Raw genomic sequence first — 20409 nt, forward strand, 5'->3', positions numbered from 1 at the left:
AAATCGGTCCGGCGGTTGACGCGGCAGGACCTCGACTTATTATGTAAACTTGCCGGGCCACCAGCCGGAAATGGGAGATACTGCCCCTATGAGCGTTGCATACAAGGATTACTACAAGCTCCTCGGCGTCTCCAAGACCGCCAGCCAAGACGAAATATCCAAGGCTTTCAAGAAGCTTGCCCGTAAGCACCACCCCGACCTCAACCAGAACGATCCCGAGGCCGAGAAGAAGTTCAAGGAGTGCAACGAGGCCTACGAGGTCTTAAAAGACCCCGAAAAGCGCAAGCTCTACGATTCCCTCGGCGCCAACTGGCAGGACGGCCAGCATTTCCAGCGTCCGCCGGGGTTTGAAAACGTCCGCTACAATTTTGGCGGCCCGGGCGGCCAGCAGTTTGACGCCGGGTCGTTTTCCGACTTTTTCGAAACCATCTTTGGTGGAATGGGCGGCGGCGCGTCCGCCGGCCGGGGCGGCCGGACCGGCGGGTTCACCGATTTCGGCGGCTTTGGCGGCGCGGGCGGCTTTGGCGGGGCCGGCGGCTATTCGCGCGGCCCCACCCGTGGGGCCGACGCCAACGCCACCCTGGAGCTGACCCTGGAGGAAGCCTACAAGGGCGGCGGCAAGGAAGTGGCCTTTCAGGAGCAGACCATCGGCCCGGACGGTTCCCCGCGCCTGGGGACCAAGCGGCTCAACGTCTCCATCCCGGCCGGGGTGCGCGACGGGGCCAAAATCCGGCTGGCCGGCCAGGGCAATCCCGGCCGGGCCGGCGGCCAGGCCGGCGACCTGTATCTGAAGGTGAAAATCCTGCCCCATGCGCTGTTCAAGCTGGAGGAGGCCAACGTCATCCTCGACCTGCCGCTGGCTCCCTGGGAAGCGGCGCTTGGGGGCAAGGTGCGGGTGCCGACCCTGGACGGGGCGGTGGAGATGAACATCCCGGCCGGCTCGTCCTCCGGACGCAAGCTGCGCCTGCCTGGCAAGGGCCTTTCCGGCAAGGGGCAGCGCGGCGACCAACTCGTGCGCCTCATGGTGCAGGTGCCGGCCAGTGTGAGCGACGAGCAAAAGCAACTCTGGGAAAAGCTCGCCGCCGCCACGCCCGATTTCAGCCCCAGGAACTTTTAAGGAGCGAGGGAGGCCGCCATGGAAATCAAGCACGTCGTCATCGCCGGCAGCGTCCCCGCCCGGTCCGAAAAGCTGAGCTTTGCCCAGCTTCAGGAACTTACCGGCCTGCACCCGACCGTTGTCGGCGAACTCATCGAACTGGGCTGGATCACCCCCGAGCGCACCACGGCCGAGGCCTATCTGTTCCGCAGCCGCGATGTCTACCGCCTGCGCAAGCTCGACCGCATCCAGCGCGATTTCGAACTGCCGCTTTTAGGAGCCAGCATCGTGGTCGATCTGTTGGAACGCATCGAGTATTTGGAAGGCAAGGTCAACGAGCTGAATCGACTACTGTAGCCTGTTTTTCGCGCTGCATGATTACGGTTGCGGCGGGAAAAAGAAATTTTTTTCCAGTTATTGCCAAGTTCCGACGCGATCTTATCTGTTGGACAGCCACGGAGGAGGATACGCATGGATCTCAACAAGTTTACGCAAAAGTCGCAGCAAGCCATCGGCGAGGCCCAGACCGTCGCCGTTCGCATGGGCCAACAGCAGGTCGACGCCGAGCACCTGCTCTATGCCCTGTTGACCCAGGACCAGGGGCTGGTGCCCCGCATCCTGGACAAGGCCGGCTACAACAGCCAGGCCTATCTGGCCGAGCTGGAACGCGGGCTGTCCCGCCTGCCCAAGGTCAGCGGCCCGGGCGTCCAGCCGGGGCAGGTCTACGTGACCCCGCGCCTCAACGAAATCCTGGTCAAGGGCCAGGACCTGGCCCGCCACCTCAAGGATGAATACGTCAGCGTGGAACACCTGTTCCTCGCTTTTTGCGACGAGGGGCCGTCCACCCTGGCCGGCCAGGTGAACAAGGCGCTTGGCATCGACAAGAACCGCGTCCTGGCCGCCCTGAACGAAATACGCGGCGGCCAGCGCGTCACCTCGGCCGACCCGGAAGCCACCTACGAGGCCCTGACCAAGTACGGACGCGATCTGGTGGACGCCGCCAGAAAGGGCAAGATCGATCCGGTCATCGGCCGCGACGAGGAGATTCGCCGCGTCATCCGCATCCTGTCGCGCCGCACGAAAAACAATCCCGTGGTCATCGGCGAGGCGGGCGTGGGCAAGACGGCCATCGTCGAAGGCCTGGCCATGCGCATCGTCAACAAGGACGTGCCCGAGGGCCTCAAGGAAAAGACCATCTTCGCTCTCGACATGGGCGCGCTTATCGCCGGAGCCAAGTACCGGGGCGAGTTCGAGGAGCGTTTAAAGGCCGTGCTCAAGGAAGTGCAGAGCTCCGAAGGCCGGGTCATCCTGTTTATCGATGAACTGCACACCATCGTCGGCGCGGGCAAGACCGAAGGCTCCATGGACGCGGGCAACCTGCTCAAGCCCATGCTGGCCCGGGGCGAACTGCACTGCATCGGCGCCACGACCCTGGACGAGTATCGCAAGTACATCGAAAAGGACCCGGCCCTGGAGCGGCGTTTCCAGCCGGTCTTTGTCGACGAGCCGACCGTGGAGGACACCATCTCGATCCTGCGGGGCCTTCGCGAGCGCTTCGAGGTCCACCACGGCGTGCGCATCAACGATTCCTCGCTGGTCGAGGCGGCGGTGTTGTCCCAGCGCTACCTGCCCGACCGCCAGTTGCCGGACAAGGCCATCGACCTCATCGACGAGGCCGCGGCCATGATCCGCACCGAGATCGATTCGCTGCCGGCCGAACTTGACCAGATCAACCGCAAGGTCATGCAGCTGGAAATCGAGCGCGAGGCGCTTAAGCGCGAAACCGACAAGGCCTCCCGCGAGCGCCTGGAAAAGCTTGAGGAAGAGCTGGCCAACCTGAAGGAAAGCCAGGCCGGCTTCATGACCCAGTGGGAAAAGGAGAAGGGGGCCGTCGAGGTCCTGCGGCGCATCAAGGAAGACATCGAAAAGACCAAGCTGGCTATTGAGGAGGCCGAGCGCGCCTACGACCTCAACAAGGCGGCCGAGCTGCGCTACGGTCGCCTGGCCGGTCTGGAGCGCGATCTGGCCGGCCAGGAAGCGGCCATCGCCAAGGCGGCCGGCGGCACGCGGCTTATCCGCGAGGAAGTCGCCCCGGACGACATCGCCATGGTCATCTCGCGCTGGACCGGCATCCCGGTGACGCGGCTGCTGGAAAGCGAGCGCGAAAAGCTTCTGCGCCTGGGAGAGGTGCTCCATGACCGGGTGGTGGGCCAGGACGAGGCCGTCACGGCCGTGGCCGACGCCGTGCTGCGCGCCCGGGCGGGGCTTAAGGACCCCGGCCGGCCCATCGGGTCATTCATCTTCCTTGGCCCCACGGGCGTGGGCAAGACCGAGCTGTGCAAGACCCTGGCCGCGGCGCTTTTCGACACCGAGGACAACATCGTGCGCCTGGACATGTCGGAGTACATGGAGCGCCACACCGTGGCCCGGCTCATCGGCGCGCCTCCGGGGTACATCGGCTACGACGAGGGCGGCCAGCTCACCGAGGCCGTGCGCCGCAAGCCCTACAGCGTGGTGCTTTTCGACGAGATCGAAAAGGCCCACAGCGACGTGTTCAACGCGCTGCTGCAAATCCTCGACGACGGCCGGCTCACCGACAGCCACGGCCGCACCGTGGATTTCAAGAACACGATCATCATCATGACCTCCAATCTGGGGGCGCAGTACATGCTCGACGGCATCCTGCCCTCGGGCGAGTTCAAGGAGGGCGTGTCCGAGTCGGTCATGAACACCCTGCGCGGGCACTTCCGGCCGGAGTTCCTCAATCGCGTGGACGAGGTCGTGCTCTTCAAGCCGCTGTTGCGCGAACAGATCGCCGCCATCGTGGAACTCATGCTCGGCGGGCTGCGCGCCCGGCTGGCCGACCGCAAGATCAGCCTGACGCTCACCGACCCGGCCAAGGCGTTTATCGCCGAGACGGCCTACGATCCGGTCTTCGGGGCCCGGCCGCTGCGGCGCTATTTGCAGGCCCACATCGAAACGCCCCTGGCCAAGGCCCTCATCGGCGGCCAGGTCATGGACGGCCAGACCGTCACGGTGGACATGCAGGACGGGGCGCTGGTCTTCGTCTAGGCCGCCCGGTGCGAGAAAAATACCCAACGGGCCGCTTCCCTTGTCGGGGAGGCGGCCCGTTTTGTTGTCTGGGCAGGGCGTCGGACGGGAGAGGGGCACGAGTCGACGCCCGTGAAGAGGCTGTCGATTGTGGTCCGGGAAAAGGCCGCTAGCGGTGCTTATTCCAGGGCCACGAGGTCGAGGTCGCCCACCAGCCCGACGAGGTCGCCGAGCTGGACAAAGACCCCGCGCACGCCGCGTTTGGCCATGCCCTTGGCGGCGGCCAGCACGCCCTCCATGTCCTCGGCCGTGACGAGCAGGTTGGCCAGGGCGGTGGCCGCCGCGTCGGCCACCGCCCCCCGGTCGGCCACCACCGTCACCATGTCGGCCCGGCCCAGGCTCAGCGACGGCCCCACCGTGGCCGAGGAGGCGCACACCGCCGCCGGCAGGCTAGCCGCGTCAAAGCGCAAGGCCAGCCGCGCCCCTTCCACGGGCTTGGCGAGCAGGGCCACCAGCCGTTCCTTTTTTCCGTGCAGGTAAACGTCGCCGCCGTTTTCCACCAAGAGCTCCGGTGAGCGGCCCACGAACCGGTCGGCCACGGCCTGGGCGAAAGCCCCGGCCACGGCGGCCATGGGCCCCACGCCAAACCGGGCCGCCGCCTCGGCCATGTCCTGGGCGATGGCCGGCGCGTCCGGGCCGGCCGCCACCGGCGTCAGGCTGCGCTGGAAATCGGGATTGAGCAGCAGGTAGGTGGACAGGCCGGCCCGAAGCCCGGACACGTAATCGGCCATGTCCCGGGCCAGGTCGCGCTGGGCCGTGACGTAAAGGTCTGTCTGGGCCACCACCACCTGGAAGCTCTGCTCGCCCGGTCGGCGGGCGGTCCGGCGGCGGTAGTCGCGCACGGGGTCGAGATGCGGCTGGTCCATCATGGCAGCTCCGGTTGGGGGAAAGCGTCAGGCAGGCTTGGCCGGCCCGGCAAGGCCGGCGGCCTTGGCAGGGCGGCTCCCGGCATGTAGTGTCCGGGCCATGACGCCTGCAGATTTCCTATCGTCGGCCGGTCCCCTTGTCACGGTCATCATTCCCACCCGCGACCGGGCCGAGCTGCTGCCCCGGGCCGTGGCTTCGGCCCTGGGGCAAACCTGGAAGACCCTGGAGATCCTGATTGTGGACGACGGCTCGGTGGACGACACGGCCGGGGTGTTGGCCGGCTTTGACGATCCGCGAATCCGGGTGCTGCGCCGCGACACGTCCGGCGGGGTGTCGGCAGCCCGCAACGAGGCCGTGCGGGCGGCGCGCGGGGACTATCTGGCGCTGCTGGATTCCGACGACGAATGGCTGCCCAAAAAGACCGAACGCCAGCTGGCCTACATGGCCGCCACCGGCCACGCCGTCAGCCAGACCCAGGAAATCTGGATACGCGGCGGCAAACGGGTCAACCCCACCCATATCCACAAAAAGCCTGACGGCTGGTTTTTCGAAGCGTCGCTGGGCATGTGCCTGGTCAGTCCGTCCACCACCATTTTCAAGCGCGGCGTCATCGAGGCGGCGGGCTTTTTCGACGAGAGCCTGCCGGCCTGCGAGGACTATGACCTGTGGCTGCGCATCATGCTCACGCGCCCCATCGGGCTTTTGGACGAATATCAGGTCGTGCGCCACGGCGGTCGGGGCGACCAGCTCTCCACCCTCTACATCGGCCAGGACCTCTTTCGCATCCGGGCCATGGTGGGGCTGCTGGGCCGACCGGAAACAACTGCCTGGCACTTTGCTTGCATTGAGAAGGAGTTGCGACGTAAAACCGCCATTTACGCCGCCGGCTGCCTCAAGCGCGACCGGGCCGAGGAGGCCGGCCGGGTCACGGCCATGGTGGAAGCGGCTTTGGACAGCGCCCGGGCCGGGCTGGCCGGGGCAGGCGGCAAGGAAACAGCCGACACGGCGGCCGGCTGAGTCAGCCTGCGTGGCCGGATAGGCCCCACGGCGACAAGCGAGACAGGCATGAACGCACCCGACAAACCGCGACAACACAACGCCAGCCCGGCGGCCCCAAGCCGTCCCGGGTTTGCCTGGGGCAGGGCAGATGGGCCGGCCAAAGCCGGCATTGCCTCCCCGTCGCCGTTCGCGCCGGGCTATTCGGGCGCGATTTCCCGCTTGCGGATGGCCTCGGCCTTGATGCGGGTGAGCGTATGGGTCAGCGCGGCCAGGACGTTTTCGCGGATGTCGCCGGCGGCGATGATAAAAAGCAGGTCGTCGCCGGGCACGAAGACGCCGGCGTTGGCCGTGACCAGCACCCGGAACATGCCGGGCATGGCTTCGCCCTCGCGGCGGATGGCCTCAACAAGCTCCTGGTTCACCGTGACTTCGAGCTTGCCCACGGGAGCGCCGTTTCGCGACGTGGCCCGGGCCACGCCGTTGTGCACAAGCACCATGCCGACCTTTTCCAGGAAGCCCGGCTCGGTTTTGAGCGAGGCGATGGTTTTTGAGATGTCCATAAGCGGCAAGTAAGGGAGAACAGCCCCGTTGTCCACGTTTTACATCGCCAATCTGCTGGAGAAGCTGCCGCAAATTCCGACCACGCGCATGGTGCACAACGCCATCTGCGTCTGGATGACCTGGGACGGCGAGCTCGACCCGGGCGTGCCCACCATGCTCGAAGACTACGGCGGCCTGCGCATGGCCGACGCCTACGGCCAGGCCCTGTGGTTTTTTTGCGGCGATGAGGGTCTGCGGGCCCTTGGGCGCATTCTCGTGTGGGGCAAGGTCAATCCCATGCGGCTTTTCATCGAAGTGGTGCCGGCGGCCATGCTGGTCGGCCCCAAGTTCGACCGGTCGTTGACCATGTCCGTGGAGCTCTCGCGCCAGCACGTCTCCCCGGGCGAAACCCTGGAGGTCCTGCTCCATCCCAATTTGAAGCCCCAGGTGGCCATGATCCCGGGGCTGTCGCTCCAGCCCGTCAAGCCGACCATGGGCCTGGCCCGGGTGGCTTTCGAGCGCCTGGACGCCGACACCGCCCTGGCCTACGACCCGGGGCTCATCTGGTACTGCGTGCTGCGCCCCCTGGGCGACCCCTTAAGCCGCAACACCGCCGAGGGCTGGCGCAACATCGCCGAGGAACTCCTCGACATCGTCGAACGCCTGGGCGTCAAGTTCACCCGCCACGAAGGCTTTCTGCTTTTCGAACTCTCGGGGATCAAGAAGCTGCGCGCCTGGGCGCGCGACACCATCGCCCGCATCATGCGCCTGAAAGAAGAGGGCGAGTCCGGCCACTACTGGCCAAGCGTCATGGTCGCCGCCTCGTCCAAGGGCCGCACCCTGGGCAAGGACTTGCCGCGCCGCCTGGGCCTGGACTGGGACCAGATGAGTCCGGATTTTCCCCACATGAGTTACCGCACGGCCTTTCTCCTGGGCGGCGATTTCGTCATCCACGAGGCCCGCACGCTGTCCCGGGGCGTCAATATCGAGGACTGGTGCAACGTGAGCCTGGCCCGGGCCGAGTCGTCCGACGAGGCCGCGGCTGACGAGGAACCCCAGGGCGAGCTGGCCGTGCCGCTGCCTTCGGCCTTGTCCGGCGGCGACGCCAAGCCGTGCTTCTACTGCGGCCTGAACAACCACGAGCCGCGCAACTGCCCGTCCAAACAGCTTATGGCCCTGGACTCCGGCGTGTGGGAGCGGTTTGGCGATGTGGACATGGGCAGCCTTGAAGCCTTGTCCGAGGGCCTCGAAAGCGCCCTGGCCGCCGATTTCGCCGCCGAGTCGGTCCGGCTGCTCGGCGGGAGCGACGCGGCTTCGCTGTATTACCAGTCCATCTTCGAGACCGACATGCCCTTCCAACTGCGCCTGCTGGAGATCGTGTGGCGCAGCAAGGGCAAGACCTTTCCCGATGGCCTGAGCCAACTCGGCCAGCGCGAGGGCGATTTCATCTGGGGGGCGCTGTCGGCCCTTCGGGCCGGCGACGGCGAGAACTACGACGCGCTCATGGCCGAGGCCCTGTCCAAGTATCCCCGGGCCTACCAGCCCAAGTCCCTGCAAGGCTTCCAGGCCCTGGAGGCCGGCGACTGGACCAAGACCGTCTATTATTGGCAGGAGTCCGGCCGGCTTTGCTACACGGCCCTGCAGCGCGGCTATTTCCATTTTCTCGAAGGCCGGGCCTGGGAGATTCAAGGCGACTGCCACCGGGCCATCGCCCAGTATCGCGAAACCCTGCGCGAAAACCCCAAATGGATCGAACCGACCTACCGCCAGGGCGTGTGCCTGGTGAAAATGGGCTTCATCGACCAGGGCTTGCAGTACCTGCTGCCCCTGGTGGCCGCCGACGCGCCGACCTTCCACCGGGTGATGCTCGATCCCGAGCTGGAACGTGGCCGGTTGCAGGTGCTTGGGGCCTTATGGCGCATCTGGAACGCGGCCAGGGATGAAGCCAAGGGACGGCAATTGGTCCTGACGGAGCTGTCCGAGGCGGTACGCGGCCGGTTTCTCGACGAAGACCCCTATCTGGCCGAGGCGGCCAGCCGGGCCGAGGAACTCGGCAAGCTCGGCAAAGTTAGCAATTACGTGGCCTTCAAGCGGTTCGTGGCCGGAGTGGACGTCTTCGAAGGCGAGGTCAAAAAAGCCATCGAGGCCGAGTTGGCCGCCATGCGCGCCCGCCAGGACCGGCAGGTGGAGGATTTGCGGGCCATCCAGCGCGAGGCGGCCTGGTTTCCGTTTCCGGCCATGCTGCGGGAGTTCAACCGCGATTTCAATTACTGCGCCACAAGGCTTAACTGGATGCGTACTGCCAAAATGGACGAGGCCGAGAATTTCCGCAAAAGCCGCGAGACCATGCCCGAGGTGGACGAGCGCATCCAGACCTTGCGCACGCGGCTGGTGACGCTGCGGGTCGTGCGCGACACCACCTTTTTCGTCATGCTTTTCGGGCGCAATTTCATGTGGATGGAAGTGGCGAGCCTGGGGCTGTCGCTTATCGTCGTGCCGCTTATGGTCTATTTCTTCCAGCGCTACGGCCAGGGCTGGGTGGCCGAGATGATGGAGAACCAGAAGTGGCAGCTGCAAAAGGGCTTGGTGGTGATCTTGACCATCGCCGCCCTGGCCCTGGCCGCCATCAACACCGCCCTGACCTTTGATTCAAAAAAGCGCAAGCTGTTCAAGCTGGCCGAAGAGGGCAAGCTGCCCAAGAAAAAGCCGAAGAAGAAACAGCCCAAGCCGGCCCCCAAAGCCAAGGCCGCCACGCCCAAGAAGTAGGGGGGCGGCGCTCGTGTCGCATCCCTTAAAAAATACGAGAGTATTTTTTAAAAAAATAATGGGTTAGTCTGTTGTCTGCGAGATGTCCGGTGTGCTTTTCGTGGACGCGGCGCTAGACCGCTTCCCGCCGCGCCTTGTGGGTCGCCACCTGCTCGCGCACCCGGCACACGCCGCAGACCTCCCCGGACGACGGAAAACCGCACTGGGCGCAGGCGTAAAGCGTATCCTGCCCCTCGCCCCGGGACGCGCCGGCGAAGTGCGGCCGGCCCTGGGCCAAAAACGCCTCGTAAAAGGCGGTCTTCTGACCGGGGCTGCGGTCTTCCAGGTCGGCGATGAGCTTTTTGTGACCCGTGAAGCTGGCCCCGCCGCTGTAGGGACAGGCCGCTTTCCAGTGGTCGATGCCCTTTAAGAAGCAATACGCCGCCGTCTCGAATTCGGTCAGCCGGTAGAGGGGCTTTATCTTGCGCACGAACTTGCCCTCGCCGGGCAGCGTCGGACCCTGGGTTCCCAGGTAGGCCGGATCCCAGCGCAGGACGTTGGCGAAAAGCCGGGCCGTCTCATCGTCGAGATTGTGGCCGGTGGCCAGGGCGGCAAAGCCGTTTTCGTAGGCGAAGCGGTTGAAGTAGTGCCGCTTGATCTTGCCGCACACGGCGCACACCGGCCGGCGCACGGCGTCCTTGACGTCCGGCACGGCCAGGCCGTGCTCGGCGGTGTGGAGCACGTGCAGGGTCAGGCCGTTTGCGGCGCAAAAGGCCTTGGTGCGCTCGGCCACCGGGTCGGACGAGTCCGGGATGCCCAGATGGACGTGGAGTCCCTCCACCACGTGGCCGAGGTCGGTGAGCACCCGCATGAGCGCCAGCGAGTCCTTGCCGCCCGAGACAGCCACCAGCACCTTCTCATCCCGGCCGATCATGCCGTGGCGGCGCACGGCCGTCTCCACCTGCTTTTTGAAAAACCCCTCGAAACAGCTCGGGCAGAAACCGGCATGGTGGCTTGGCAGCTTGACCGCCGCCAGTTCGCCGCAGCGCTTGCACTTCATGGATTGGTCCTTGTCATGGCAAAAGGGAGCAGCTGCCGTACGCGGCGGCCGCGCCGAAAAGGGGACAGGGGGCAAATGCCGGCCATCAGCCCCGGGAAACCACCATCCGCACGGTGACATGGTCCCCGGGCCACAGGTGGCGATCCGGGGTGAGCAGCTCGCCATCGCGGATGATGAGCGCATCGTTGACGCGCAGGTGAAGATTGTTGAGCAATTGGAGGACGGTCTTGATTTTCGGGTAGGTGGTCGGCTGATTTTTGCCGTCTATGGTCACGGTGATCATGGCCCGGCTTAGTATCCCGGCCCCTTCCCGGAATCAAGCCGGTCACGGTCGGAAAACGGTTGACCGTGGAAAGGGTTTTGCGCATAAGGTGGAAGCAGCGGACAGGCGACTTGCCGATTTGTCCAGCACCGCAAGGAGTTAGTCATGAGCGGGAAGATACTGGTCGTTGACGACGAAAAGCATATTCGGATGCTCTATCAGGAAGAACTGGAAGGCGAGGGCTACGTGGTCGCGGTCTCGGACGGCGAGGACGACATCCTGGCGCTGTTGGAAAAACATGCCCCCGATGTGGTGGTCCTCGACATCAAACTTGGCGGCAACCGCTCGGGGTTGGACCTCCTTCAGGAAATCCGGGGTAAGGACCAGACCGTCCCGGTGATTTTAAGCACCGCCTACGACAGCTTCCAGCACGATCTCAAATCCATCGCCGCCGACTACTACGTGGTCAAATCCGTGGATCTCGGCGAGCTCAAATCCAAGGTCGCTCAGGCCATGGCCAAGGCCCTGGCCGGCGCGTCCTGATCATAGCGCGCCCCTGCCGGTTCCGGCCGGCGGGGGCGTGTGCCCCTTGCCCGATGCCCTCACCAAGGGCACGCCACTCCTGTTGTCGCCCGCGTCAATACATGCTTTTCTGTGGCCGTAAACATTTGCCGTTTTCGATACGGGCAAACGCATTTGTCGGGGACGGCTAGACGGCCAGGCCACAAACGGCCTTGGCGCGCCGGCCGCCGCCCGGGCGATTGCCCTTGCCCCGACGCGGCGTTCGTGCTAGCCGCCATGCCCATGCTTCCCGATATTTCGCGCGCCGTTCAGGAAATCGCGCTGCTCCTCGTCCCGGTCCTCATGGGCGTCACCTTCCACGAGGTGGCCCATGGCTACGTGGCCAACTGGCTTGGCGACCCAACCGCCCGGCTGGCCGGCCGCCTGACGTTTAACCCCATCAAACACCTTGATCTCTTCGGCGCGTTGGCCTTTTTGCTCACCCGCATGATCGGCTGGGCCAAGCCCGTGCCCGTGGACCCGCGCTATTTCCGCGACCCGGCCAAGGGCATGATGCTCGTGGCCCTGGCCGGACCGGCCATGAACGTGCTGTTGGCCATCTTCTTCGCCCTGGCCATCCGCATGGTCGAATACGCCGCCATGGGGACGCTCCAAGGCTCCACGGCCTACAGCATCCTCGAACCCCTGGCCTACATCTGCGCCGCCGGGGTGCAGGTCAACCTGGCCCTGGCCGTGTTCAACCTGATCCCCGTGCCGCCGCTGGACGGCAGCAACGTCCTGGCCGCCTTCCTGCCGCACCATCTGGCCATGCGCTACATGGACCTCGGCCGCTGGGGATTTTTCGCGCTGCTGCTTTTGGCCGTCACCGGCATCCTTGGCCGCATCATCCTGCCGCCGGTGCGCTACTTCACCCAGATCCTGCTGTAAGGCCGCGGCCCCGGCCGCCTTCACCCGATACCCTCCACGACGAAAACGGAACACAAGCCCATGAGCGACAACGCCCCCAAGGAAAACAAACGCATCGTCTCCGGCATGCGCCCCACCGGCGCGCTCCACCTCGGCCACTACTTTGGCGTGCTCAAGAACTGGGTCAACATCCAGGACAGCCACGAGTGCTTCTTCTTTGTCGCCGACTGGCACGCGCTCACCACCGAATACGCCGACCCCAAGCGCATCAAGGGCTTTGTTCCCGAACTCGTCAAGGACTGGGTGGCCGCCGGCTTGGATCCCGAAAAATCCGTGCTGTTCCAGCAGTCCCAGGTCAAGGAGCACGCCGAGCTGCATCTGCTGCTGTCCATGGTCACGCCGGTCTCCTGGCTGGAGCGCTGCCCCACCTACAAGGACCAGCTCCAGGAGCTGGCCGCCAAGGAACTCAACACCTACGGCTTTTTGGGCTACCCCGTGCTCATGGCCTCGGACATCCTGCTCTACAAGCCCGGGTTCGTGCCCGTGGGCCTCGACCAGCTGCCCCACCTGGAACTTACCCGGGAAATCGCCCGCCGGGCCAACCACCTCTACGGCAACTTCTTCCCCGAACCCCAAGCCATGCTCACCCCGGATTCGAAGCTGCCCGGCCTCGACGGCCGCAAGATGAGCAAGAGCTACGGCAACGCCATCGGCCTGTCCGAAGAGCCCGGGGCCATGAAGAAGAAGGTCATGAGCATGCTGACCTGCGAAAAGCGCGCTCGCCTGACCGACCCGGGTGATCCCAAGGAATGCAATCTCTTCCCCTACCACGAGCTGCTCACCGACTCGGCCAGGCTGCCCGAAATCGTCGAGGGCTGCACCCAGGCCACCTGGGGCTGCGGCGACTGCAAGAAGCTCCTCGTCGAATCCATGAACGCCTTCCTTGAACCCATCCGCGACCGGCGTAAGGCCTTCGACAAAGACCCCAAGCTCGTCTGGGACATGCTCGAAGCCGGCAACGGCAAAGCCCGCGCCCGCGCTTCGCGAAATCTGGACGCGCTCAAGAAAAAGTTGAACTTTATCTTTTAGATAAGACAGGAAGATGCCTCCGGCGGCCGGGGGGCTCAGCCCCCCGGCCCCCCGACCTGAAAAACCATAGCGCCTGTTGGCGCGCGCGAAGCCGCGCGCCAACAGGCGCTATGGTTTTTCCCCATGCGGGGTTTCCAAAGGGGCTCAGCCCCTTTGGCCGCCGGAGGCATCTTCCTCTTTACTTCTCACCGTTTACGTAACTGCCGCTTGTCGCCGACCCGGACCGTCACCTTTTCCTTGTCCAGGTATTCGAGCAGCGCGATGAGGAATTTGCGCGACAGGCCGGTCAGTTCGCGAAATTCGGCCGGTCCCATGTCGAGAGCGCCGGCGGCGTAGTAGGCCTGCACCTTCTCGATGAGCGCCTTGATGGCTTCGGCGCAGAAGTACATGCCTTCCTGGGCCTTGACGATGCACCCTTCGTCCTGGAGCACCTTGTAGACCGGCTGGGCCTCCTTGAAGGTCAGGTCCAGCGGCTCCAGGATGTCTTTCACGTTGGGTGGGGTCAGGCCGCCCTTGACGTAGGCGTCAAGCAGGATGCCGCGCAGCTTGGCCTGGTCCGAGGCCAGGGAGACCTTGTGGTCGGGCAGGCGGATGACGTCGCCTTCGGTGGCCAGTTTACCGGCGCGCAGCAGGCGTTCGACCATGAAGTGGAACAGTTTGGGGGTGAGCTTCTTGCCCCAGGTGGAGGCCAGCTCACTGCGCGACACGCCGAGCTTGAGGGGTTCGCGCTTGTGGAAGGCGGCGACGAAGTCGGTCAGCGTGGCCGCCAGTTCGGCCACGGTGTCGCCGTGGACGTAGTGGCGGCCTTCCTTGCCTTCGCGGTCGACCAGGGCCGCGCCGCCCTTGTCGCAAAGCGCCCCAAGGGCCTTTTCCAGGGCCTTGGATTCCAGGTCGGACAGGGTCATGAGCCGGGCAAACCCCAGGCCGTCCGGTCCGGCCCGGCGCAGTTGCAGGGCGACCATTCCCGCCCCGGACGCTGCGGTCAGTTCGGCCAAAAGCGCGGTGGTGGCCTCGGTGTTGCGCTTGATGCGATAGGCCATGGGCGTGACGACCCGGCCGCCGGCCACGGTGCGCAGCGGCGCGCCCGAGCGGATGACCACCCGGTCGCCGTGGACGCCGGCCAGGGGTTCGGGCAGGCGCAGCTGGCACACGGCCGTCTGGCCGGGTTCGAGCTTGTCGCGGTCGAGCAGATGGATGCGGGCCAGGATCTCCCGGGTGCCGTGGTGCAGATGCACCTCGGTGCGGTGCTTCAGCCCACGCGGCGACGAGGCCAGACAGTGGATTTCGGCTTCCCAGACGGTGTCCGGAAAAAGCGTGCCGGGCAGGGCCAGCACTTCGCCGCGTTCGATGTCCTCGACCTCCAGGCCGGCCAGATTGACGGCCGTGCGCCGGCCGGCCGGCGAAACCTCGACGGATTCGCCGTGGGACTGCAGCCCCCGGACCTTGGAGCGTTTGTCCGTCGGGAAAAGGCGCACGTCGTCGCCGATTTTAAACGATCCGGCGATGAGCGTGCCCGTGACTACCGTGCCGTGGCCGCGCAGGGTGAACACGCGGTCGATGGGCAGCCGGGCCAGATCCGAGCGGCGCTTGGGGGCAAAGGCGGCCACCAGGTCGGACAGCGCCTGGCGCAGCTCCGGCAATCCCTGGCCGGTGTGAGAGGAGACGGGAAAAATGGGGGCATCGGCCAGGAACGTGCCGGCCAGTTCCGCCCGCACGTCGTCGGTGACCATGGCCAGCCAGTCCGGGTCCACCATGTCGCATTTGGTCAGGGCTACCAACCCCGTGGACACGCCAAGCAGGGTGCAGATGTCTAGATGCTCGCGGGTCTGGGGCATGACGCCCTCGTCGGCGGCGATGACCAGCGTCACGAAATCGATGCCGGCCGCGCCGGCCACCATGTTTTTGACGAACCGCTCATGGCCCGGCACATCCACCACGCCAAGCCTTGCGCCGCCGGGCAGATCCATGAAGGCAAAGCCCAGTTCGATGGTGATGCCGCGCTTTTTCTCCTCGGCCAGACGGTCGCAGTCGATGCCGGTCAGCGCCTTGATGAGCGTCGTCTTGCCATGGTCGATATGCCCGGCCGTCCCCATGATCACTGGCATGTGCGCGTCCTTGTGAGCGTAAGAAGAAGATGAAGATGCCTCCGGCGGCCAGGAGAGGCGCTGCCTCTCCTGGACCTCTCCGCCGGGGGCCTTAGGCCCCCGGACCCCCAACATGGGGTTAGAGGCGTTGCCGTTAGCTCGACAGGAAGGCCTTGTAGGCCAGTTTGCTGGCGTAGATGTCGGCCACGCTGGTGATCTCGAACGGGCTGTGCATGCTGAGCACGGCCGGGCCGAAATCGATGATGTCCATGCCGTAGACGGCCAGGAACTTGGCCACCGTGCCGCCGCCGCCGAGGTCCACCCGGCCCAGTTCCGCCATCTGCCAGGGGATGCCGGCCTCGTCCAGGAGGTTACGCAGCCAGGCCACATACTCGGGGTGGGCGTCGTTGGCCCCGACCTTGCCCCGATGGCCGGTGAACTTGCAAAAGCACGGACCAAAGCCCAAAAGCGCCGAATTGAGCTTCTCGTGGAGATCCTGATAGTCCGGGTCCAGGGCGGCGTGGACGTCGGCCGACACGGCCTTGCCGGCGGCCAGCACCCGGCTCTTGCGCGCGCCGGCGTCCCAGGCGTCGATCAAGTCTTCCAGGCAATATTCGAAAAAGCGCGACTTGGCCCCGGTGGAGCCTTCGGAGCCGATCTCTTCCTTGTCCCAGAAAAGCACGATCTGGGTGTGCTCGGGCTGGGGCGCGTCGAGCAGGGCGGACAGGGCCGTATAGACGCAGACCCGGTCGTCCTGGCCGTAGCCGCCGACCAGCGCCCCGTCCAGGCCGACAAAGCGGGCCGGACCGGCCGGCACGGCCTGCAGCTCGGCGCTGTAGAGATCGGGTTCGGTAATGCCGTACTTGGCGTTTAAGAGATCAAGCACCTTGGCCTTGATGGCCTCGTTGCCGTTCTTGGCGGCCTTGTCGGCTTCCTCGCCTTCGGCCTGTTCCGGCTTGTCGGCCGGGGAGTGGCCGATGAGGATGTTGAGCTTTTCCGCCTCAAAGGCTTCGGACAGCTTTTTTTCCACCTGCCGGTAGGCCAGGTGCGGCAAGAGGTCCGGAATGGCAAAGACCGGATCGGCGGCGTCCTCGCCGATGGTCACCGGCACCACCGTGCCGTCCTTTTTGGCCACCACGCCGTGCAGGGCCAGGGGCCGGGCCAGCCACTGGTGCTTGCGGATGCCGCCGTAATAGTGGGTCTTGAGCTGGGCCACGCCGCAGTCCTGATAGAGCGGGCGCTGCTTGAGGTCGATGCGCGGCGTGTCGCAGTGGGCCCCGACCAGCCGGAAGCCTTCACGCAGGGGCTTTTTGCCCTTGCGGGCCACAAAGACGGTCTTGCCCTTCATGACGCGAAAAACGGCGTCCCCGGCGAAATCGTCGTCGCATTCGGCGAATCCGGCCCCGGCCAGGGCCTCGCGCACGAAATGCACGGTTTCGCGTTCGGTCTTGCAGGCGGTGAGAAAGGACACGTAGCCCTCGGCCAGGGTCTGCATGTCCTGGCGGACTTCGGGGGAGGCGTAGGTCTCCCAGCAGCTTTTGGCTTCAATGGCGAAAGAGGGTTGGTTTTCCGCCTTGGTGGTGTCGTTGGTCATGATGCGCGGGTTCCTCCATGATCGTACGAAGGCTGATCATAAGCATCTCGGCCCGGCGAGGGAACCCCCTTTGGCGCGGGGTTCGCCGCCCGGGCGGTGCGTGTAGCATGTCGGCGGCCGGGGGGGATGATCCCCCGCGGACCCCCTCGACGGGAAAAGGGGTAAAGGGGGGGCTTGGACGGAAATCGCCGCCGCTGCGGCATCCCCCTTGCCGGCGGCGGCCCAAGGGGCTATGGACGGACCCCCGGCCGGCTCGGCCGGGTATCTTGGGGAATAAACGGGCCATGGCCCGATTGTTGTCGCCTTGGGCCAAAGCGTAGGCAGCGAGGCGGGGAGAGGGTTGTCGATGAGCGATTTTATCTGGCGCGACGATCTCGGCGCGGCCCTTGCCTGCGACGGGGCCTGGAAGAAAGCGCCGCCCGGTTCCGCCCTGGAACGCATTTTCGCGGCCATCGCCTTGTGGCGCGCGCAGGGCCGTCCCTTTGCCGGCCACGCCCTGGCCCCGGACGACGAGGCCCAGTGGGAAGCCTTGGTGCGGCGCTACTTCGACCGCGACGCCTTTGGCTGCATTTCCGTCAACGCCGCCAACATGTGTCCGGCGCTGACGCCGGTTTCGGCCATGGGGGAACTCGTGCGCCGGCTCATGGAAGTGGACATATCCTTTGCGCTGCGTGGCGAGCTGGCCGAGGCCGGCCTGGTGCACGGCTTGGACGCGGTCAAGACCTGGATCGGCCTGGGCGGGCTGGACGCGCCGGCCAACGCCTTGCTCGCGCTGACGGCCAACGCCACCCAGGCCAACAACTGCATCAACAACGGCCTGGTCGCCTCGGGATTTTTCGATCCCGCCCGGGACAATGTCGTGGTCTGGGACGTCAACCACCCGACCAACCACGAAGCCTGGCTCTACCGCAAGGCGACCCAGGGATGGGGGCCGGATTCGGTGCGGATCATGCGCACGAAGCTGTTCGCGCAAACCGTTTCCGACGACGAGGCCCGGGCCGGGGTCGTGCCCTCGGACCCGGCCGGCGAGGATGAGATCGTCGCCGCGCTTTTGCGGCTGGTGGACCGCAACACCAAGGTCGTCAGCCTCTCCTGGCAGTCCAACGAAAGCGGCCTGATCCTGCCCATGCGGCGCATCGTCGAGGAACTGCGGGCCATAAACAAGGACATCCACATCCACGCCGACAGCGCCCAGGCCTTTGGCGTGCTGGACATGCGCCTTGAGGAAACCGGCGTGGACAGCATCGCCGGCAGTTTCCACAAATGGCCCTGCGGCCCCCGCATGGTCGGCGTCATCTACATGAACCCGGCCACGGGCGCGGCCGAACGCTTCGCGCCGGGCGCCTGGGGCTACGACGAGCACATCAACACCCCGGCCCATTACGGTTTCGCGCCCGAAAGCGGCGGCATCGACGCCACGGCCCGGCGTTTTTCCTACCTGGGCCAGCAAAACGACGTCACCCTGGTGGCGGCCTGGATGACGGCGCTGTTTCACACCGGCCACTTCCATCCCGGCGTGACGCCAAAGCGCGTCGAGGCCCGGACCCATGCCCTGGGCACGCGGCTCAAAAACGCGCTCTACCGGCATCTGCCCCGGATGTTCCCCGACTTTCGGGAAGACGCGGCCTGGCGGCACATCGTCACGCCGACCACCAACGACGCGCTGCGCAGCGCCGTCTATCTGTTCCGCACGCCCGAGGGCGTGGCGGCCGGCGACGTCATGCAGCATGTCTACGCCAAACACCGTTTCGCCATCGCCTATTTGCAGGTCATGGGGCAGGACCTGCTGCGCGTGTCGCCGTCGATCTGCAATCTGGCCGGCGACGTCGAGGGCGTGGTGGCGGCCATCGCCGACGTGGTGGAGGCGCTTCGCGCCGGCAGGCTCCCCAGTTCGCCGCCTTCGCGGGCCTACATTTAGCGTGCAGCGTGTTCCTTGCGCCCGAGGCAGCGGCCAAGCTCCGGGGCGCGACCGTCCCAGGCCGGCGCGGCTTGCGGCGTCGAGATCCGAGCGAAAAAGGCTCCCGCCGGTCATGGCGACCGGCGGGAGCCTTGTCTTTTGGAATGGGGTGGAATTTTGCGGGAGGCGGCGGCGTTAGGCGGTTTCGGGCCGGCTGGCCTGGGCCAGCACCAAAGCCACAAGCTTCAGCTCGTCGTCGGCCAGGGTGCGGGGGTCGAGCAGCAGGGCGTCGTCCTGGGTGCGGGCCACCAGCGGCGGATCGGCCGAGAGCAGCCGCTGGCGCAGGGCGTCGGGCGAAGGCGCGTCGGCAAGCGGACGCAGCGCCACCAGGGTGGTCGGCAGATCGCGTTCGGGATAGGCCCCGCCGCCCACCCGGGAAGCGCCGGGGATGGCCGAAACCGCGTAGCGCCCGGCCAAGGCCTTTCGCAGCAGCCCGGCCAGCTTGCGGGCTTTTTTGGCCAGCGCCTCGGGGGTGGCCGTGATCATGGCCAGGGTCGGGATGACGGCCCGGGCGCGCTCGGGGTCGCGGTAGAGGCGCAGCGTGGCTTCCAGGGCGGCCAGGGTCATCTTGTCGATGCGCATGGCCCGGTTGAGGGGATTTTTGCGGATGGCGGCGATATACTTGGCCTTGCCGACGATGATGCCGGCCTGGGGGCCGCCCAGCACCTTGTCGCCGCTAAAGGTGACCACGTCCGCGCCCTCGGCCACGGCCTGCTGGACGGTCGGTTCGCCGGGCAGGCCGCAGGCCGCGAAATCGGTCAGGTTGCCGCTGCCGAGGTCCTCGATGACCGGGAGTCCCAGGCGCGCGCCCAGTTCGGCCAGTTCGGCCAGGGAGACTTCCTTGGTGAACCCCACGATGCGGTAGTTGGAGGTGTGGACCTTGAGCAGCGCGGCGGTTTCCGGGCTGACGGCGTTTTCGTAGTCGCGCGGGTGGGTGCGGTTGGTGGCTCCGACCTCGCGCAGCACGGCCCCGGATTTGGCCATGACCTCGGGGATGCGAAACGAGCCGCCGATCTCCACGAGCTGCCCCCTGGAGACGATGACCTCGCGGCCCTTGGCCAGGGTTTCCAGGACGATCATGACGGCGGCGGCGTTGTTGTTGACGACCAGCGCGTCCTCGGCCCCGGTCAGGGTGCGCAGGATGTCGACCACGTGGCTGTAGCGGCTGCCGCGTTCGCCGGTGGCCAGATCGAACTCCAGATTGGAGTAGCGTAGGCAGGCGTCAGCGGCGGCGGCGGCGGCCTCGGGGGCTAAAAGCGAGCGGCCGAGGTTGGTGTGCACCACCACGCCGGTGGCGTTTATGACGCGCCGGAAATGTGGCCGTGTGGCGGCGGCGACCTGCCGGGCGCACTGGGCGAACAGCAGGCTATGGTCGAGCTGGGCCGGTTCGGTCAGCCGGCCGGTGCGGATGTCGTCGCGCAGCCCGTCGAGGTAGTCCGTAACGGCGTCGCGCAGCATGGCCCGGGGCAGCGCGGCCAGGGCAGGGTCCTGGGCGAGGCTGCCCAGGGCGGCGTCGACCGGGGGCAGAAGGCGAAACAGGTTTTGCACGGCGATCCCGGGGGGTTGGCGTTGGCAAT

The 20409-nt window shown here is 66.0% G+C and carries 16 protein-coding genes; 9 read left to right on the forward strand and 7 right to left on the reverse strand.

What is annotated here, in order from left to right:
• Nucleotides 1-88: 88 nt before the first annotated feature.
• The 3 genes from C3Y92_RS06920 (at nt 89) to clpB (ending at nt 4168) form a co-directional block, all read left to right on the forward strand.
• Nucleotides 89-1117: a DnaJ C-terminal domain-containing protein gene (locus C3Y92_RS06920; RefSeq protein WP_129351041.1), complete on the forward strand. Its 1029-nt coding sequence runs from the start codon at nt 89-91 to the stop codon at nt 1115-1117.
• A gap of 18 nt (nt 1118-1135) precedes the next feature.
• A complete protein-coding gene (locus tag C3Y92_RS06925; RefSeq protein WP_129351044.1) occupies nt 1136-1453 on the forward strand; it encodes a chaperone modulator CbpM in 318 nt (105 codons plus the stop codon).
• A 114-nt stretch (nt 1454-1567) separates the two neighbouring features.
• A complete protein-coding gene (gene clpB, locus C3Y92_RS06930) occupies nt 1568-4168 on the forward strand; it encodes an ATP-dependent chaperone ClpB (protein WP_129351047.1) in 2601 nt (866 codons plus the stop codon).
• A 158-nt stretch (nt 4169-4326) separates the two neighbouring features.
• On the opposite strand, the gene C3Y92_RS06935 is transcribed toward clpB, so the two are convergent.
• The gene (locus C3Y92_RS06935; RefSeq protein ID WP_129351050.1) at nt 4327-5076 is read right to left on the reverse strand and encodes a UPF0280 family protein; all 750 of its coding nucleotides are present in this window, start codon (nt 5074-5076) and stop codon (nt 4327-4329) included.
• 97 nt (nt 5077-5173) lie between these two features.
• Between C3Y92_RS06935 and C3Y92_RS06940 the strand changes: the two genes are divergently transcribed.
• A complete protein-coding gene (locus tag C3Y92_RS06940) occupies nt 5174-6091 on the forward strand; it encodes a glycosyltransferase family 2 protein (protein ID WP_129351053.1) in 918 nt (305 codons plus the stop codon).
• A 179-nt stretch (nt 6092-6270) separates the two neighbouring features.
• Here C3Y92_RS06940 and C3Y92_RS06945 read toward each other — a convergent pair whose 3' ends face one another.
• Nucleotides 6271-6633: a molybdenum cofactor biosynthesis protein MoaE gene (locus C3Y92_RS06945; protein ID WP_129351056.1), complete on the reverse strand. Its 363-nt coding sequence runs from the start codon at nt 6631-6633 to the stop codon at nt 6271-6273.
• Nucleotides 6634-6661: 28 nt separating this feature from the next.
• Here C3Y92_RS06945 and C3Y92_RS06950 point away from each other — a divergent pair, with 28 nt between their 5' ends.
• Nucleotides 6662-9379 (forward strand): tetratricopeptide repeat protein, encoded by a 2718-nt coding sequence (locus C3Y92_RS06950; RefSeq protein WP_129351059.1) that lies wholly within the window; start codon nt 6662-6664, stop codon nt 9377-9379.
• A gap of 112 nt (nt 9380-9491) precedes the next feature.
• Here C3Y92_RS06950 and C3Y92_RS06955 read toward each other — a convergent pair whose 3' ends face one another.
• Together C3Y92_RS06955 and C3Y92_RS06960 are read right to left on the reverse strand one after the other, a co-directional pair.
• Nucleotides 9492-10418 (reverse strand): ATP-binding protein, encoded by a 927-nt coding sequence (locus tag C3Y92_RS06955; protein ID WP_129351061.1) that lies wholly within the window; start codon nt 10416-10418, stop codon nt 9492-9494.
• Between the two features lie 85 nt (nt 10419-10503).
• Complete coding sequence (locus C3Y92_RS06960) at nt 10504-10701, reverse strand: ubiquitin family protein (RefSeq protein WP_129351066.1); 198 nt, start codon at nt 10699-10701, stop codon at nt 10504-10506.
• Nucleotides 10702-10845: 144 nt separating this feature from the next.
• Between C3Y92_RS06960 and C3Y92_RS06965 the strand changes: the two genes are divergently transcribed.
• The 3 genes from C3Y92_RS06965 to trpS all read left to right on the forward strand — a co-directional run bounded on the left by C3Y92_RS06965 (nt 10846) and on the right by trpS (nt 13197).
• Nucleotides 10846-11223, forward strand: a complete 378-nt coding sequence (locus C3Y92_RS06965; RefSeq protein ID WP_129351069.1) for a response regulator — start codon at nt 10846-10848, stop codon at nt 11221-11223.
• A gap of 255 nt (nt 11224-11478) precedes the next feature.
• Nucleotides 11479-12129 (forward strand): site-2 protease family protein, encoded by a 651-nt coding sequence (locus tag C3Y92_RS06970; RefSeq protein WP_129351072.1) that lies wholly within the window; start codon nt 11479-11481, stop codon nt 12127-12129.
• A 60-nt stretch (nt 12130-12189) separates the two neighbouring features.
• On the forward strand, nt 12190-13197 hold the full coding sequence (trpS, locus tag C3Y92_RS06975) for a tryptophan--tRNA ligase (protein ID WP_129351075.1): 1008 nt from the start codon (nt 12190-12192) through the stop codon (nt 13195-13197).
• A gap of 185 nt (nt 13198-13382) precedes the next feature.
• Here the strand turns inward: trpS and selB are convergent, their stop codons facing one another.
• Nucleotides 13383-15302 (reverse strand): selenocysteine-specific translation elongation factor, encoded by a 1920-nt coding sequence (gene selB, locus C3Y92_RS06980; protein WP_129351078.1) that lies wholly within the window; start codon nt 15300-15302, stop codon nt 13383-13385.
• A 133-nt stretch (nt 15303-15435) separates the two neighbouring features.
• Nucleotides 15436-16875, reverse strand: a complete 1440-nt coding sequence (locus tag C3Y92_RS06985; RefSeq protein ID WP_129351080.1) for an aminopeptidase — start codon at nt 16873-16875, stop codon at nt 15436-15438.
• Nucleotides 16876-17221: 346 nt separating this feature from the next.
• Between C3Y92_RS06985 and C3Y92_RS06990 the strand changes: the two genes are divergently transcribed.
• Entirely contained in the window at nt 17222-18793 is a 1572-nt protein-coding gene (locus C3Y92_RS06990; RefSeq protein WP_129351083.1) for an aminotransferase class V-fold PLP-dependent enzyme, read from the forward strand.
• Nucleotides 18794-18967: 174 nt separating this feature from the next.
• Here C3Y92_RS06990 and selA read toward each other — a convergent pair whose 3' ends face one another.
• Nucleotides 18968-20380 (reverse strand): L-seryl-tRNA(Sec) selenium transferase, encoded by a 1413-nt coding sequence (selA, locus tag C3Y92_RS06995; RefSeq protein WP_129351086.1) that lies wholly within the window; start codon nt 20378-20380, stop codon nt 18968-18970.
• Nucleotides 20381-20409: the final 29 nt, after the last annotated feature.

The sequence above is a fragment of the Solidesulfovibrio carbinolicus genome (assembly GCF_004135975.1).
Lineage (GTDB): Bacteria > Desulfobacterota > Desulfovibrionia > Desulfovibrionales > Desulfovibrionaceae > Solidesulfovibrio > Solidesulfovibrio carbinolicus.